The organism is Paenibacillus sp. GXUN7292 (genome assembly GCF_050864975.1).
Taxonomy (GTDB): domain Bacteria; phylum Bacillota; class Bacilli; order Paenibacillales; family Paenibacillaceae; genus Pristimantibacillus.
In genome coordinates, this window is sequence record NZ_JBOZWO010000005.1 from 20,423 (window position 1) to 36,026 (window position 15,604).

The following is a 15,604-nucleotide window of genomic DNA, read 5'->3' on the forward strand; positions in this document are numbered from 1 at the left end:
CTTTTTAAATAGTCTATAAGTTTAAGTTAGTCTAATAGCTGTGCTTGTCACTTCCTATATAAAAACATACAATTAAGTATAGTTTAATGGCGTGAAATGCACAAATAGCGAAATAATGGAGATGGTAAAATGTTACAAAATGAAAAATATGTTGATGACTTATATAAAATAGACCCTTTGCTGCAAATAGTAAAGCAAAATATTGAAGCCAAGGGTATGCCCAGCATTTCTGTAGCGGATGGCTATGGTCGGCTGCTGACGATGCTCGTTAAAATGAGCGGAGCTTCCAAATTGCTTGAGGTTGGCGCGCTTGGCGGATACAGCGGAATATGCCTGGCACGGGGCTTGTCAGGCAGCGGCTCGCTTGTATCGCTTGAGCTGCTGGAGCAATATGCCGAAGTAGCGAAGCAGCATATGGAGCTGGCTGGGCTAGGCGAGCATGTAGAATATATGCTGGGGGATGCCAGAGACAGCTTTGCGAAGCTGGAGGAGCAGGGCAGAACCTTTGACTTCTTTTTTATCGATGCGGACAAGGAAGGCTATCCGGTTTATTTGGATTACGCTATTAAGCTTGCGGAGCCTGGCGCCATTATAGTCGGCGACAATATTTTTTTAAGAGGCAGAACGCTCGATGAAGCGAAGCAGGGACCATCTGTGCAGGCAGTCCGAGCCTTTAATGAAACGATTGCAAACGATCCAAGGCTGGAAAGCACTATTTTGCCGGGCTATGACGGATTGGCGATCGCAATTGTGCGCAAGTAGCACGAGTGAGAAGAGCTAGGCGCAAGACTGGAATCAAGCTATAATTATTTCACTTTCATAGTATTTCCAATATGAGACCGCTTATAGGCGGTCTTTTTGTAATTTGAAAAACGATAGGATTTTCAGTCATAAATGCCGAAAAAGCCCGTAAATAAAGGAAACTTTATAAATATACACTGCCAGTTTAAAAAATGTATCTATCGCATGACAGCGTTTTCGCTTTATATTGATTACGTAATCAGGCTGCCTTGAAGGGGCTTAATCAAAGACGAAAATTTGAAGGGGAGTTGTAAAATGACAAAAAATTGGTTACAACCTACGCTTTTCAAAACAGTTGCAATGATGCTGACAGTAATGCTGATGCTAAGTGCCTGCGGAGGGGGGAAAAGCGAAACGGGCGGCCCGGACAGCAATAATAAAGAAGAACAGCCGAAGAAGCTCTCCTCGCTTACTTATTGGGCGCCGATGAGCGGACAAGCAGCAGCTACGATGAAAAGCTATAACGAAATTGAAACGTATAAAGAATTGCAGCGCATTACAGGTGTAGCTGTCGATTTTCAGCATCCGCCCCAAGGGCAGGAAGCGGAGCAGTTCAGCTTGATGGTCTCTGCTGACAAGTTGCCGGATGTTATCGAGTATTCCTGGAATTTGTATCCGGGAGGGCCTGAAAAGGCGTTGAAGGACGGAAAAATTATCGATTTGAAAAATCTTATCGAAGAGCATGCTCCAAACTTGAAAAAAATATTGGATGATCATCCGGATTGGAAAAAGCAAATTACAACCGATGACGGCAATATTATTGCTTTTCCGTTTATCCGCAGCGTCGATGAGCACCGAATTTTTTATGGACCTGTAATCAGGCAAGACTGGCTGGACTATTTGAAGCTTGATAAACCGGAAACGCTGGACGATTGGTATAACGTATTGAAGGCATTTAAAGACGGAGATCCGAACCAAAATGGCAAGGCGGATGAAATACCGCTTTACATTAGCGAGGACAATGTCACGTTATCCAATATGTTCATCGGCGCTTGGGGAATATCGAACGGTTTCTATCAAGAAAACGGAGTTGTCAAATACGGTCCCGCACAACCGGAATATAAAGAGTTTCTTGCTTATATGAACAAGCTTTATGCAGACGGCTTGCTGGATAAGGATTTTGCAGTAACAGACGGCAAAATATTCGATGCTAAAATGACTGGCAATCAAATCGGCGCAGCTCCATTGTTTGTTGTTGGCGGTCTTGGAAAATATATGAATTTGATGTCAGAAAAACAGCCTGGCTTTCAATTGGAAGGTATCGGTTATCCTGTAATCAATAAAGGTGACAAGCCGCTATTCGGACAGCGTGATTATGCTGTAACAGGTCTCGGCGCAGCAATAAGCAGCTCCAATAAAAATATTGAGGAAACGATTAAATGGCTGGACTTCGCATATGGCGAGGAAGGGAATCTGCTATTTAATTTCGGTAAGGAAGGCGTTAGCTACACGATGGAGAACGGTTTCCCGAAGTATTTGCCAGAGGTGTTGAAGGACCCTAGCGGATTGCCGTTGCAGCAATCGCAAGCCAAGCATAACCGCTCCAATTGGAATGGGCCATTTGTAAGCGATGTGCGTAATTCCAAACAAGGAATTGATACGCCGGCCATGGAAAATGCAAAAAAAGTATGGGCAGAGCCTACAGGAGAAAAGCAACTGCCGCTTATAACGCCATCTCGTGAAGAAAGCAGTAAATATTCGTCGATTATGACGGATATCAACACATACAAAGGTGAAATGTATGTCAAGTTTATTATAGGCTCGGAGTCGCTTGATCAGTTTGATAAGTTTGTCAATACTTTGGAAAGCATGGGCATCGCAGAGGCGACAAAAATTCAGCAGGCGGCGCTTGACCGTTACAACAAGCGGTAGCTGTCCGAAGGGAATGAATCGGTATGAAAAAAAGGAAGCTGCGCTTTCACGTCATTGTAACTGATATTTCTAAAAATAAAATGCTGTACCTGATGGCCATACCCGTCATTGCCTACTATGCGATATTTCACTATGGACCGATGTACGGTTTGCAAATTGCATTCAAAGATTTCAGTCCCGCACAAGGCATAACAGGCAGCCCGTGGCTCGGATTCCAGCATTTCAGCGATTTTTTCAACGGATATTATTTTTGGCGGCTGATTCGCAATACAGTGCTGATTAATATTTATGAGCTGGTTTTTGGGTTCCCTGCTCCGATCATATTGGCGCTGCTGCTCAACGAGCTCAGGCATCAGTTGTTTAAGCGCTTCGTACAAACGATATCTTACTTGCCTCACTTTATTTCGATCGTAGTTGTTGTCGGTATGATGGTGGACTTTTTTGCAAGAGACGGTATAGTCAATCAGCTTTTGGTTTTTTTCGGAGTAGAGTCTGTTGCGTTCATGAGGGAGCCCGGCTGGTTTAGAACTTTATTTGTATCTTCAGGCATATGGCAAGGAGTAGGCTGGGGAACGATTATTTATTTGGCTGCTATGTCAACGATAGATCCTTCTCTTTATGAAGCGTCAAAAATGGATGGGGCAGGCCGTTTCAAGCAGGTCGTTCATATTACGCTGCCAGGCATTATGCCGACAATCGCCATTTTGTTTATTCTCAATATGGGCTCCATGCTGACAGTAGGCAGTGAAAAAGTGTTGTTGATGTATAATCCGCAAACCTATGAAACGGCCGATGTAATTTCAACTTATGTTTACCGCAAAGGTATTCTGGAAAGCAATTACGGATATACGGCGGCTGTCGGGCTGTTCAATGCAGTAATCAGCTTTCTGCTTATAGTGGGTGCAAACAGCTTCAGCAAGCGGATTAGCGACAACAAGCTTTGGTAAGGGGAGAGTGCAAGTGAGAAAACAGGACACTTTTGGAGAGAAGCTGTTTGATGCCGGCAACATTTTATTTATGCTCTTGTTATGTTTTATTACGCTCTATCCGTTTCTTTATGTTCTATTCGCATCATTGAGCGATCCGACTGCCGTTTCTCAGCACCGCGGCCTGCTGTTCTGGCCGCAAAGCCTGCAGTGGGAATCCTATAAAATGGTGTTTAATAATCCAATGATCAAAAGCGGCTATCAAAATACGCTGCTGTATGTTGGAGCGGGTACGGCGATCAACTTGTTTTTCACGGCGCTCGGGGCATATGTGCTGTCCAGAAAGGGCTTTTATTTTAAAAACTATATGATGTTTTTTATCGTCATCACGATGGTTTTCAACGGGGGCCTGATCCCGACCTTTCTGCTAGTCAACAAGCTTGGCATGCTGAATACGGCATGGGCGCTGCTTATCCCTTCGGCGATTAATACATTCAATCTGATCATTATGAGAACCGCGTTTCAAAATGTGCCGGTCAGTCTGGAGGAATCAGCGAAAATCGATGGAGCCAACGAATGGACGATTTTGTTCCGCATTATCATACCGTTATCTATGCCGGTCATTTCTGTTATGATTTTATGGTATGCAGTAGGTCACTGGAATTCTTATTTCAGCGCGCTTATTTACTTGCGCAGCAGAGAGCTGTACCCGTTGCAGCTCGTACTGCGGGAAATACTCGTCACTAACAGCACGGACAGTATGATGACTGGGGCGGGAGCGGCTGATAAGGAGCCTATCGGCGAAACGATTAAATATGCTACTATTATAATTTCAACACTGCCTATTTTATGCTTGTATCCGTTTTTGCAAAAGTATTTTGTAAAAGGCGTAATGATTGGAGCATTAAAAGAATAGAAGCCTAGTTGCCGGCTGGGGGGAAGCGCGATGATGAAACAGACAAAGCAGATGAATGGGCACCGTTCAAAATTGCGCAGAAGCGCCTGGTTATCTTTAATGCTGTCAAACCTATTAATATTGCTTGTTCCGATCATGCTCGGATTTTTGCTCTATATAAAGGTGGAGTCTTCCGTCAAAAGCAATACCGAAAGATACAATTCTGCCATGCTGGAGCAATTGCGCTTGTCTATGGAAAGCAATATGAACGGCATGAATTTATTGGCGGAACAGGTGACGCTTAACCCCAAGCTTAATTATTTGCTGAATATCAAGTCGATGAATGAGAACGAAAAGAGCGATTTTATCGACTTTGTACGCAATTATTTGGAACATTATCGTAAAATGACGGGCAGTTTTGTCAATATGTTTTATATTTATTTGCCTAACAGCGATACGATATTGAGCCCTGGCGTAATGTCATCTCCATCTATTTTTTATGAAGCCTATCTGGAGAACGCAGGTCTTCAATATGAGGAGTGGATCGCGCTGCTGAACAGCCGCGGCAACAAAGCCTTTATTCCGTTGCCCGGCAATGGGCTGGCTTACGTGCAGTCTTTGCCTCTTCTCGAAACGGTAGATGTGAAGGGCACCTTCATCATTATGCTCGATCAAATGCAAATAAAAGAAATGTTCAGGCAGATTGAAGCAGTCAATAAAAGCGCAATTTATATATTGGACCGAAACCATAAGATCATTGTCGGAACAGGCGATGAGCTTCCTGAGGAGCTGCTTGGAAAGCTCCTCAGGAAGCTCGACCAAAAGCAAGGACTATTCGAAAACTATATTAATGGCACCATTTCTATGGTGTCTTATACGAGTTCAGAAAAATATGGACTGACATATGTTTCTGTTATGCCACAGGATACATTTTTACAATGGGTCAACCAAATCAAAACATGGGCGATCATTATTTTAGCAGTCAGTCTCATTATCGGGGTTACGGCTGTGGTCTCGGCCACTTACCGAGGATACAATCCGCTTCGCAGGCTTGCTTTAATTATTAAGCAAAGCAGCAAGCAGGAGCGCTCGCCGTTTGATAATGAGTTTGATTATATCCGCAAAGCGCTTGAGGGATCTATGTATAAAGAGCAGGAGCTTAAAAGTATGCTGGACCGGCAGCTGCCTGTTATTCGGGCAAATTTACTGTCCCGGTTGTTTCGCGGATATATGGAAGGGGAACGGGAGGAAAAACTGAAGGCGCTGCAGTTTGCCGGCGTAGAATTTGTGTCGCAGCGATTTGCTGTTATTTATGTATATACTGAAGATATTGCGCAATTTTCACATGGTCAAAATGAGCATCAATGGGCATTTTCTCAATTTATAATAACGAATATAAGTGAAGAGCTGATCAATGAACGGCACCGCGGCTTTGCAGCTGAAATTGACCGTGACCGGCTGGCTATTCTTGTTAATTTTCGCGCACATCGGGAAGAGAGCAGCGATCAGGGGGGCAGTAATCCAGACGAGCGGCAAAGGCTGGACGAGCATGAGGAATTGAAAACGATTGTGGGCTCTTTAAAGCAGCTTATTGCAGAACGCTTTAAAATGAGTGTGACGATAGCGGTGAGCAATAGCTATACGGGCATAGAACGAATTGAGGACTGCTTCATGGAAGCAGAAAATGCGCTTGATTATACGCTTGTAAAAGGGAAAAGCAGTATTATTTTTTATAAGGAAGAGGCTAAGTTTACCGGGAATTATTACTACCCGCTGGAAATGGAGGTTCGGCTTGTCAATTTCGTAAAGAGCGGCGATAAAGAAAATACGGCTAAGCTGCTCGACGAAATTTATACAAAAAATTTTATCGTTAATCCGATTTCGCCGGAACGTGGCAAAATGCTGTTCTTTAATATTATGAGCACCTATTTGAAGGTTAAAAATAATATTAACAATTTTGCCGAAGAGGATGAGACTGATTTTGATCCGGCTGTTCAGCTTTTAAAGCTGCAAACAGCTGGCGAGATGCACCAGGCTGCATTGAAGCTGTTTAATCGGCTTGCTTCGAGCTTCCAAACGGAAACGACTGACCGCGGCTTGCAAAAGTTTGAAGAGATGGTCCGCCTGATCGGTAATAATTTGTCCAGCACAGAACTCGGACTGCCTTTTATTGCCGATTATTTTCAAGTAACGCCGCAGTATGTGTCATCTTTTTTTAAAAAATATAGCGGCAGCAATTTTGCGGATTACATTGCCCGGCTGCGAATTGACCATGCCAAGCGCCTGTTAGTCGAAACCTCTTATACAAATGCGCAAATTGCTAAAGGCGTAGGCTACTCCAGTACTGTTGTGTTTATACGGGTCTTCAAAAAATTAGAAGGAGTAACTCCAGGAATTTATCGTGAATCGCATTTAAACAATGAAGGAGAAGTGAACGTAAGATGAGTGGGAACCGAGTAAATACATTAAATCAAGCGCCCGACGTTACCGAATGCTGGGCTAAGCCTGACAACACTTTTTTTCTAGCTGCGGATGTCGAGCGATTCGATGAGAATCGCGGAGAAGGTTGTATTCGATGGGAACGATATGCCAAAAAGCCCCGTTTTGCTTTTAATCAAGGCGATTACAGATTTGAAAGGACAGACCCATGGATTTTTCCTAATGAATATGCTGAAAATCCAGTAACTAATATAAAGTTATCATTTGTTACGCCGCGCACCGTGCGTATTCAAATGACAGCTAACGAAAGAGAAAATTTTGTTGGCTGTAATAAAGGCCCTATGCTGGTAAGCAATCCGTTGCCGCGTACCGATTTTGTACAAGCGGAGCATATTCAGTCAAATTCGGAAGACCCGCAACAGATCGTCTGGACGTTTGAGGGAGGTTCCGTCGCTTTATGCTATCAGCCGTTCCGGCTCATATTCAAAGATGCCGATGGCAAAGAGCTGACGCGGACGCAGCATTTTACCGACACTTCCTGCCTGGTTAATACTGAGCCCGTACCGTTCTCATTTGTACGTTCTACAGAAAATTATTCAGATAGGATGGCGGCAAGCTTTACACTGTCGCCTCAAGAAAAACTGTTCGGCTGCGGCGAGTCGTTCACAAGATTAAATAAGCGCGGACAAAAGCTGGACTTATGGGTGAAGGATGCGCATGGCGCGCAAACGGCGCAAATGTACAAGCCGATTCCTTTTATGATCAGCAGCCGCGGATATGGCATGTTTATTCATTCTTCCGCACCGATGTCATTTGATATGGGGCATTCTTATGATAGTGCTAATGTGCTGTACACCGGGGATGAGAATCTGGATTTGTTTTTCTTTTTTGGAACACCCAAGCAAATTTTATCGGAGTATACAGCATTGACCGGTCGCAGCCCAGTGCCTCCGCTGTGGTCATTCGGCTTGTGGATGAGCAGAATTACATACAAGTCAGAGGAGGAGGTTCGGTCAACGGCTGCCAAACACCGGCAATTGCAAATTCCTTGTGACGTTATTCATCTTGATACCGGATGGTTCGAAAAAGACTGGCGTTGCGACTACCAATTCTCAAATCAAAGATTTACGGATGCAAAACAAATGACAGCCGATCTGTTAGAGGATGGCTTTCGCATTTCATTATGGCAAATTCCATATTTTACACCAACCAATCCGCTTTATGAGGAAATTTTGCAAAAAGGGCTTGCTGTTAAAAGCGCTGATGGCAAATTGCTGACGGAAGACGCTATACTCGATTTCAGCAATCCGGAAGCAGTGCGCTGGTATCAAGAAAAAATAGCGGCACTGCTTAAGATTGGGGCAGCAGCCATCAAAGTCGATTTTGGCGAAGCGGCTCCGAGAATGGGGCTTTACGCTTCCGGCAAGAGCGGATACTATGAGCATAATTTATATCCGCTCCGCTATAATCAGGCCGTTGCGGATATAACGATGCAAACGACGGGCGACGCGATAATTTGGGCTAGAAGCGCATGGGCAGGCAGTCAGCGCTATCCCATACATTGGGGCGGCGATGCTGAAATTACGGATGGCGCCATGGCTGCTTCCTTGCGCGCTGGCTTATCGCTCGGCTTGTGCGGCTTTAGCTATTGGAGTAATGATATAGGCGGATTTACCCGCAGAAGCCCGCAGGAATTGTATGAGCGGTGGCTTCCATTCGGCTTGCTTGTATCGCATAGCCGCTGTCACGGCTCCCCTCCCAAGGAGCCTTGGGAATACGGCGCAGATTTCACAGATGCTTTTCGCAGCGCGACAGAGCTTCGTTACTTGCTGATGCCATATATTTATACGCAGGCGCAGCTAAGCTCGCAAAAGGGGCATCCGATGATCCGAACCTTGTTTTTCGAGTTTCCAGAGGATGAGGGCAGCTGGCATGTCGAGGATCAATATATGTTCGGCTCTCAGCTGCTAGTTGCTCCGTTGTTTGAAGCCGGGAAATCAAGAAAGGTGTATTTACCGCCTGGAGGCTGGATTGACTATCAGACGGGCACTACTTATGCCGGTTCGGGATGGAAGGTAATAGAAGCGGACAAAGTGCCGGTTATTATACTGGTGCGCAGCGGGTCGATTATTCCACATGCTCCGCTGGCGCAAAGCACGGATCAGATTAAATGGCAGGATGTTTATTTCGAGCACTTTGCGGACCAGGCAGATCATAGCGCCATTACGGGCTTGTATTATAACCCGGTAGAAGAACAGTTGTATGAATTGACGTACGATGCTTCAACGAACAAGGTAGTGAGCAAGGTTCACATATAAAAAAGTATAGTCGCTGCTTTAAAGAAGAAGTATCATATATTAGGGATGCCTAAGGGAAACTTGTAGAGAAACCCGCGTGTTTTAAGACGCCGGGTTTTTCTTTATTTAAAAAAGACAGGTTCTGCACAAGTTCTGCACAAGTTCTGCATAATTGCTCCATTAAATGTGCAAATCATTTTGCTAGAGTAGAGGCATCAAGCGAAATAAGAGGTGGAAGGCATATGTTAATTCGTGTAAAGGACTTGTCGAAAACGTATGGGCAAGGAGAAGCTGCAGCCAAAGCGCTGCGCGAGGTACAGTTTGAAATCAGCCAAGGGGAAATGGTTTCAATAACAGGGCCTTCCGGCTGCGGTAAAACGACATTATTGCATATCCTTGCAGGCATAGAATCTCCCAGCAGCGGTGAAGTATGGATAGGTGAAGCGCCGCTTCATCAATGGGAGGATAAGCAAATTGCTAGGCTTAGACTCGAGAAAATGGGCTTTATTTTTCAAGCATATCACCTGATTCCAGTTCTTACTGCATGGGAAAATGTAGCATTGCCGCTCATTTCTGCGGGTCAGCCGGCACGGCGAGCCAAAAAACGGGCAATCGAGGCGTTGAAGGAGACGGGGCTGGCTGATAAAGTGAACCGTTATCCGCATGAGCTGTCGGGAGGGCAAAATCAGCGCGTTGCCATTGCCAGGGCGATAGCCGCCAAGCCGGATATAATATGGGCGGATGAACCGACCGGTGCGCTGGATACAGATACTGCAGAGCAAATTATCGGCATGCTCGAGATGCTGAACCGCCATCATGGCACGACAATCGTTATTGTTACTCATGATCCTAAGATTGCTGCCCGCACAAGCCGAATTATTCGTATGGAAAACGGCAGAATTATGCATGATGGAGGCGGCGTGCGATGATCGGCTCGAGTATTGTATGGAAAATGGCGTTCAGTAATTTGCGCAAGCATTGGAGGCAAACGCTTTTGACGGCCGCGGCAGGGGCGATTGGCGCGATACTGATTGCGGTAAGCGCAGTTAACTATGATTCAGTAAACCAAAGCGGGAAAAATTGGATCGATACACGGCTTGGACCGATTAATTGGAAATTGACGCCGGAAGGCGGCACCGACTTATTCACGCGTGAGCAATTAGATGTAATAAGGAAATATACAAGTAATTCCATAGATCGCTACGAAATATTGCCTTATGTCGGCGGTGAGGCTGCTATTACAGCAGGAACAGATTTACTTGGCAGCAGCACAAAAAGCAGTCGTGCCAATGAGACAGAGCCAAGGGCAGTCACTTCTATGCTTCTGTTAGGCTTTTCTATGAAGGAAGCTGCTCTGTTCGATCCGGCAAGGGCTCAGTTATGGGAAAAGGGCCTCGGCGATGACGAGTTGATTCTTAACGATGAAACAGCCAGTTTACTGCAGGTAAAACAAGGCGATACGGTTAATGTAATGAGTAAGAATGGGGATCGGCTGCTAAGGGTGCGCGAAGTTACCGAGCAGGCTGGTTTGACAGGCTACCGGGAATCTGGCAATTTCCGAGGTACGGCTATTGTATCTGAGAAGACGGCAAGAGAAATGGCAGGTATGGATGAAGAAGGGTATCGCACCATTTTTGCTACCTCACATAATCCGTCCATATCTGTCAATGGAATGTTCAGCCTTTCGGATGTAAGCTATCAGGTGGAATTTCTGAAATATGACTACTTAACAAAAGTGAAAAAAATGAATTTTACACTTCTGATTGGGCTGATCAGTTCGGTTGCAGTCGTATCCAGCTTATTGTTTATGCGTCAAGTGCTTATTATGATTGGAGAGTCGCGCAGAAATCTTTATGGCATTTTAAGAGCGATCGGTATGACGCAAAGAAATATATCAAGCATTTTTATGATAGAAGCCGTTTTGCTTTCCTTGCTGAGTGCAGGTGCTGGCACCATAATTGGGCTATTGGGCGGTTATGGCATGGTAGACTGGGTGTATAGTGCGTATGCCGAGGAACTTACGCGAATGTCCGGTGAACATATTTCGGTGTATCCGCATCTATCGATTCAAAGTGCATTAACGGTTTTTGCTATTGTGCTGCTGTTTTTATTGGCTGTATCTTTGATGGCCGCCAGAAAAGCGGGAAAGGTGAGTATTACGGATGCGTTGAAAGGAGCTCCCTCAACCGTTACCCAAAGTAAAAAAAGCAGAAAAATTACGGCAGTGCTTGCGGCAGCGGCAGGTGTATCAGCAGTCGGTTTGCATATCTATTATGCTTTTATCGAAACGCCGGAATTGGACGGGAATCAGTTTCCGCTTATTATATTGAGCTGGCTCGGCAGCTGCTTTGCTGTGCTTTATGCAGCATTGGCGCTGCTTTCCAAAGCGGGAGGCTTGTTTGAGAAGCTGTTCGGCATTTTGAAAATTCCGAAGCTGTCGATTATGCTGGCATTGAAATACCCCCGGCAGCACAGCGGGAGAAACTATACAGCAGCATTGTTATTTGCGCTTGTGATGATGACGGCGACCTTTACTGTGACCATAACCTCGCTGATCGTTGCTATTTCAGATGTGGACCGTACTAATCAGGCTGTGTTTGGATATGGCGGTTATGCATCCTATCGTACAGACGATGAACGCAATAAAATTATAGCTGCCGCAGCTAATGATTCAATTATTGGTGAAAATATAAAAGGAAGTATTACGATCGAGCCCTTTATGATTAATTTCTTGGAACAAAGCAGCGCTCAGTCTGTTATTCCTGTCAGCTTTGAGCTGTCCGGGCAAAACGATTTCAAGCTGCTGGAGCGTTCTCCGGAATTTAGCAGTGATGCGGAAGCCTGGGAAGCTGTGAATCGTGATCCGAAATATATTATTTTGCCGCCGTATTACATGGAAAAGGGCGGCATCTTTGATGCAGCCTTCATGCCCGTAAAAGCAGGGGATACGATTACACTTTCTATCTATGAAGATAAATTGAGGAGTTTGGATGAAAAATGGCAGGCAGTTGGAGCACACACCTTTGTTGTTGCGGGCTTTACAGATGATGAATCGAAGCGGATTTTGATCGACTTATACGCAGCAACCTTTGTGCATCCCAGCGTGGCGGAGGAGCTTCGCCCATACGGCTTTAAGTGGCAAAATCAGCCTGATCTGGGCTTTGTTTTATTTGATTTTGACTATAAAGATATTAAAGCTGGACAGCTTTTGGAGCAAAGATTTGCCCTGCAAAATATTTTAACATTCAAGGTGCCTTATTTGGATAATCGTGCTGAGCAATTGATGAACAAACAGTTCGGCAAAGGCTTTACCGGCTTTACCGTTTTCTCGGCGCTTATCGGGCTAATGGGCTTGGCGGTTATTCAATACCGGGCTGTTCAGGAAAGATTAAAGCAAATCGCTATGATGCGGTGTATAGGCGTACCGGGCAAGCAAGTGTACTGGGCATTTTTAATAGAAGGCTTTGTAATTAGCATAACCGGGCTTGCTATAGGCTGGGCGTCAGGCTTCAGCGGCTCGCATCTTATTATTCAATCGGTTATCGGTGACTTGAAAAGCTATGAAGAACCGCTTCACATCAGCTATCCGTATGAAGTTATCCTGCCTGTATTATTCGGCCTTGCGTTGCTGTCGCTGCTTCTGAATACTGCTCCTGCAAGAGCGGCAGTTAAGCTGAAGGCGGCTGATGCGCTAAGAATGAATCAGGATTAGTTTGGGCATATGTCAAAAGAAAACCAACCGCTTGCGTGATTTACAGAACTTCTATCATAATGTGAAGTGAACAGATTCAACGGTCAAGAGGAAAGCGGGGCTGAAAAATGAGGATTGTATGGATTGAGGATGAGCTGCAGCTTTTACAGGAATGCGCTTCGTTTCTCGGCAAGGAAGGCATAGAGGTGTTCGGAACGGATTCCTTTGAGAAAGCTGAGGAACTGATCACTGCAGTTCGTCCTGATCTTCTGTTAGTGGATTGGATGCTGCCTGGCGGTGTCAGCGGAATAGATATTTGCAAGCTTAACGAAAGAAAGTGGCAGCTTCCTTTTATTATGGTAACGGCCAAGGAAGATGAGTTTGACAAGGTGCTTGCACTGGAGCTCGGTGCAGATGATTATTTGACCAAGCCGTTCGGTCTAAGGGAGCTTAGCGCCCGGATTAAAGCTGTTATGCGCAGAATCTCCAAGCAGCCGGCTGCCTTAGCTCAATTGCAGAGAGGCTCGGGGGAGCGGCAGGACGCTTTTTCAGAGGAGCCTGTCATTCGCCGTGGAGAACTAATAATCGATAAGATGAAATTTATAGCCGAGCTGTCTGGTCAGAGGCTGGAATTGACTCGGACAGAATTTCTGCTGCTGTGGAAGCTTGCTTCGTACCCGGGCCGAGTGTTTACAAGGACGCATTTGATGGACGAGGCATTGGGCGATGGCTTTATAGGTTATGAGCGTACGCTTGATTCGCATATACGTAATTTAAGGCGCAAGCTGGCAGATCACGAAACGGAGCGGGCTTATATTGAGACCGTATACGGTGTCGGCTACCGCTTTGCGGAAGAGGAATAGTGATGGAACGTTCAAACAGGGACGGTATATCCAAGCAAAAGGGCTATCGAAAGGGCTATAGCCTAATAGCCGTTATTAGTGCTGCAGCAGCAGTGTTTGCCTGGTTTGTCGCCTCCGCTGCTGCTCAAAGCCTGCATGACAGAGAGCTGGAGATTGCGAGATTATATTGGAACGGCTATGCGAAGCTGTATGCCGAACAAAATAATGGGGAGTTAACGGGACTGTCGGAACGACTTCAAAAGGATCAGTATATGTTTGGCTCTAATCAACGGATTTCTGTTATTTTTTATGATCCGGACGGAAAGACGCCAGTGGCTGCCACTCAAAACGGTATTTACATAGAAGCGGCAGAGGGGCTGGAACAACAGATAAGACACTTGGACAAAATGTCTGTATTGTCTGATGGGAAAATTACAGGATATATTGCAGTCTATTTGGAGCAGTCGTTATATTTACGCTTATTAGCGGGATTATTTACGGGATCAAGCGCCGTTAGCGTAATTGTAGCCGGGTTTATTGTTATCAGGCGCAGCAAAGCTGCGTTTGAGAAGGCGAGGCTTGAAACAGCGAGCTTATTATATAGACAGATGACTGATAAAGATATAAAAGAAGCTTTAGTCGCAGAAATCTTGCAAAGTGAATCACGTAAGCTTTCGCATTCGGAATGTGCTGTACGTGTCGCACTTCAAAGTGCAGCAGAGCAGCTTGAGAGAATCAATAAGCTGGAAACTGTGCGGCGGACGATGGTTGCAGATATTGCCCACGAGCTTCGAACGCCAATTGCCGTTATGAGATCGCAGCTGGAGCATGCAATTTCAGATAATGTACCGCTTCCGGTTGAGAAGGCCGCCAGACTGCATGATGAAACGCTTAGACTAACAAAGCTGGTGCGCGATTTGCAGGTATTGGCGTTAGCGGAGTCAGGCAATTTGCCCCTTGCGAAAAGCTGGTTTTCGCTGACAGAGGTTGTTTCGCAGGTTGTTGAAACTTTGGCGCTGGAAGCTGAGGAAAGAGCAATCAAGACGGATATGAAATCGCCGCATGAGCTGATGATCTATGCGGATGAGAGTCGTATCCGGCAAATGATCATTAATTTGACAGGCAATGCGCTGGAGCATGCCCGCAGCAGCGTGCGCATTATAATTGGCATCAATGAAAGCAAAACGATGGTCCATATTGTTGTTCAGGATGACGGCATGGGGATGGAGGAAGAGGAGCTTGGCCGAGTGTTTGACCGGTTTTACCGGGGGAAGAGAAATAACAAAAGCAAGAGCGGGAGCTCAGGGCTGGGACTGGGACTTGCCATCGCACGTGAATTTGCGCACGCTCATCGCGGTACAGTAGAAGTAGCCAGCCGATACGGAGAAGGGACACGATTCTTCGTTGAGCTGCCAATTATGAATGATTGAGAGACGATTGCTTCTCCACTCGCCTGAAGTCGTATTCAGGCGAGCACGTTCAGGAAGGCCTGAACTGCGAAGCCGTTTACCCTTGTGTTGGGCCGGAGTCTAACGAATTCCAGCAGCGTTATTTCAACGAAAATAGCCAATTTTCTCTTATATCGAAACTCTATAACCCTATGCGTGTCCGCGAACCTCGAAACAGCTCAATGTATATGAAATTTCATACACAATACGCAGAAATGCCCCGAAAAAACACAATTGTATATGAAAATTCATACAGAATTGGTCGGCGTCTCCTCAGAACGTCTCAATGTATATGAAATTTCATACACAATACGCAGAAATGCCCCGAAAAACACAATTGTATATGAAAATTCATACAGAATTGGTTGGTCCCCCTCAGAAACGGCGCTATCA

General features: G+C 45.5%; 10 protein-coding genes. All 10 read left to right on the forward strand.

The features are described from left to right. The first annotated feature begins 129 nt into the window (after positions 1 to 129). The 10 genes from ACRRU2_RS06445 (at position 130) to ACRRU2_RS06490 (ending at position 15,193) form a co-directional block, all read left to right on the forward strand. A complete protein-coding gene (locus ACRRU2_RS06445) occupies positions 130 to 762 on the forward strand; it encodes an O-methyltransferase (RefSeq protein ID WP_331701611.1) in 633 nt (210 codons plus the stop codon). A 294-nt stretch (positions 763 to 1,056) separates the two neighbouring features. Next, positions 1,057 to 2,673 carry an extracellular solute-binding protein gene (locus tag ACRRU2_RS06450; RefSeq protein WP_432500483.1) on the forward strand — a complete coding sequence of 539 codons (1,617 nt, stop codon included), beginning with the start codon at positions 1,057 to 1,059 and terminating at the stop codon, positions 2,671 to 2,673. 23 nt (positions 2,674 to 2,696) lie between these two features. After that, positions 2,697 to 3,620, forward strand: a complete 924-nt coding sequence (locus ACRRU2_RS06455; RefSeq protein ID WP_432500484.1) for an ABC transporter permease — start codon at positions 2,697 to 2,699, stop codon at positions 3,618 to 3,620. Between the two features lie 70 nt (positions 3,621 to 3,690). Further along, positions 3,691 to 4,515, forward strand: coding sequence for a carbohydrate ABC transporter permease (locus ACRRU2_RS06460; RefSeq protein ID WP_331701659.1), 825 nt, complete (start codon positions 3,691 to 3,693; stop codon positions 4,513 to 4,515). Positions 4,516 to 4,545: 30 nt separating this feature from the next. Further along, complete coding sequence (locus ACRRU2_RS06465) at positions 4,546 to 6,939, forward strand: AraC family transcriptional regulator (protein WP_432500485.1); 2,394 nt, start codon at positions 4,546 to 4,548, stop codon at positions 6,937 to 6,939. After that, positions 6,936 to 9,251 carry an alpha-xylosidase gene (locus tag ACRRU2_RS06470; RefSeq protein ID WP_432500486.1) on the forward strand — a complete coding sequence of 772 codons (2,316 nt, stop codon included), beginning with the start codon at positions 6,936 to 6,938 and terminating at the stop codon, positions 9,249 to 9,251. The genes ACRRU2_RS06465 and ACRRU2_RS06470 overlap by 4 nt, the downstream gene beginning before the upstream one ends. Positions 9,252 to 9,472: 221 nt before the next feature. After that, positions 9,473 to 10,159 carry an ABC transporter ATP-binding protein gene (locus ACRRU2_RS06475; protein ID WP_432500487.1) on the forward strand — a complete coding sequence of 229 codons (687 nt, stop codon included), beginning with the start codon at positions 9,473 to 9,475 and terminating at the stop codon, positions 10,157 to 10,159. After that, the gene (locus tag ACRRU2_RS06480; RefSeq protein WP_432500488.1) at positions 10,156 to 12,942 is read left to right on the forward strand and encodes an ABC transporter permease; all 2,787 of its coding nucleotides are present in this window, start codon (positions 10,156 to 10,158) and stop codon (positions 12,940 to 12,942) included. Before ACRRU2_RS06475 ends, ACRRU2_RS06480 begins: the two co-directional genes overlap by 4 nt. A 107-nt stretch (positions 12,943 to 13,049) precedes the next feature. Continuing rightward, positions 13,050 to 13,784 carry a winged helix-turn-helix domain-containing protein gene (locus tag ACRRU2_RS06485; RefSeq protein ID WP_432500489.1) on the forward strand — a complete coding sequence of 245 codons (735 nt, stop codon included), beginning with the start codon at positions 13,050 to 13,052 and terminating at the stop codon, positions 13,782 to 13,784. 2 nt (positions 13,785 to 13,786) lie between these two features. Beyond that, positions 13,787 to 15,193, forward strand: coding sequence for a sensor histidine kinase (locus ACRRU2_RS06490; protein ID WP_432500490.1), 1,407 nt, complete (start codon positions 13,787 to 13,789; stop codon positions 15,191 to 15,193). Positions 15,194 to 15,604: the final 411 nt, after the last annotated feature.

Excerpts from the sequence above, each read along its gene's own strand:
- ACRRU2_RS06450 (WP_432500483.1), top strand. The coding sequence starts at position 1,057 with ATGACAAAAAATTGGTTACAACCTACGCTTTTCAAAACAGTTGCAATG.
- ACRRU2_RS06465 (WP_432500485.1), top strand. The coding sequence starts at position 4,546 with ATGATGAAACAGACAAAGCAGATGAATGGGCACCGTTCAAAATTGCGC.
- ACRRU2_RS06480 (WP_432500488.1), top strand. The coding sequence starts at position 10,156 with ATGATCGGCTCGAGTATTGTATGGAAAATGGCGTTCAGTAATTTGCGC.
- ACRRU2_RS06460 (WP_331701659.1), top strand. The coding sequence starts at position 3,691 with ATGCTCTTGTTATGTTTTATTACGCTCTATCCGTTTCTTTATGTTCTA.
- ACRRU2_RS06475 (WP_432500487.1), top strand. The coding sequence starts at position 9,473 with ATGTTAATTCGTGTAAAGGACTTGTCGAAAACGTATGGGCAAGGAGAA.
- ACRRU2_RS06455 (WP_432500484.1), top strand. The coding sequence starts at position 2,697 with ATGAAAAAAAGGAAGCTGCGCTTTCACGTCATTGTAACTGATATTTCT.
- ACRRU2_RS06445 (WP_331701611.1), top strand. The coding sequence starts at position 130 with ATGTTACAAAATGAAAAATATGTTGATGACTTATATAAAATAGACCCT.
- ACRRU2_RS06490 (WP_432500490.1), top strand. The coding sequence starts at position 13,787 with ATGGAACGTTCAAACAGGGACGGTATATCCAAGCAAAAGGGCTATCGA.
- ACRRU2_RS06470 (WP_432500486.1), top strand. The coding sequence starts at position 6,936 with ATGAGTGGGAACCGAGTAAATACATTAAATCAAGCGCCCGACGTTACC.
- ACRRU2_RS06485 (WP_432500489.1), top strand. The coding sequence starts at position 13,050 with ATGAGGATTGTATGGATTGAGGATGAGCTGCAGCTTTTACAGGAATGC.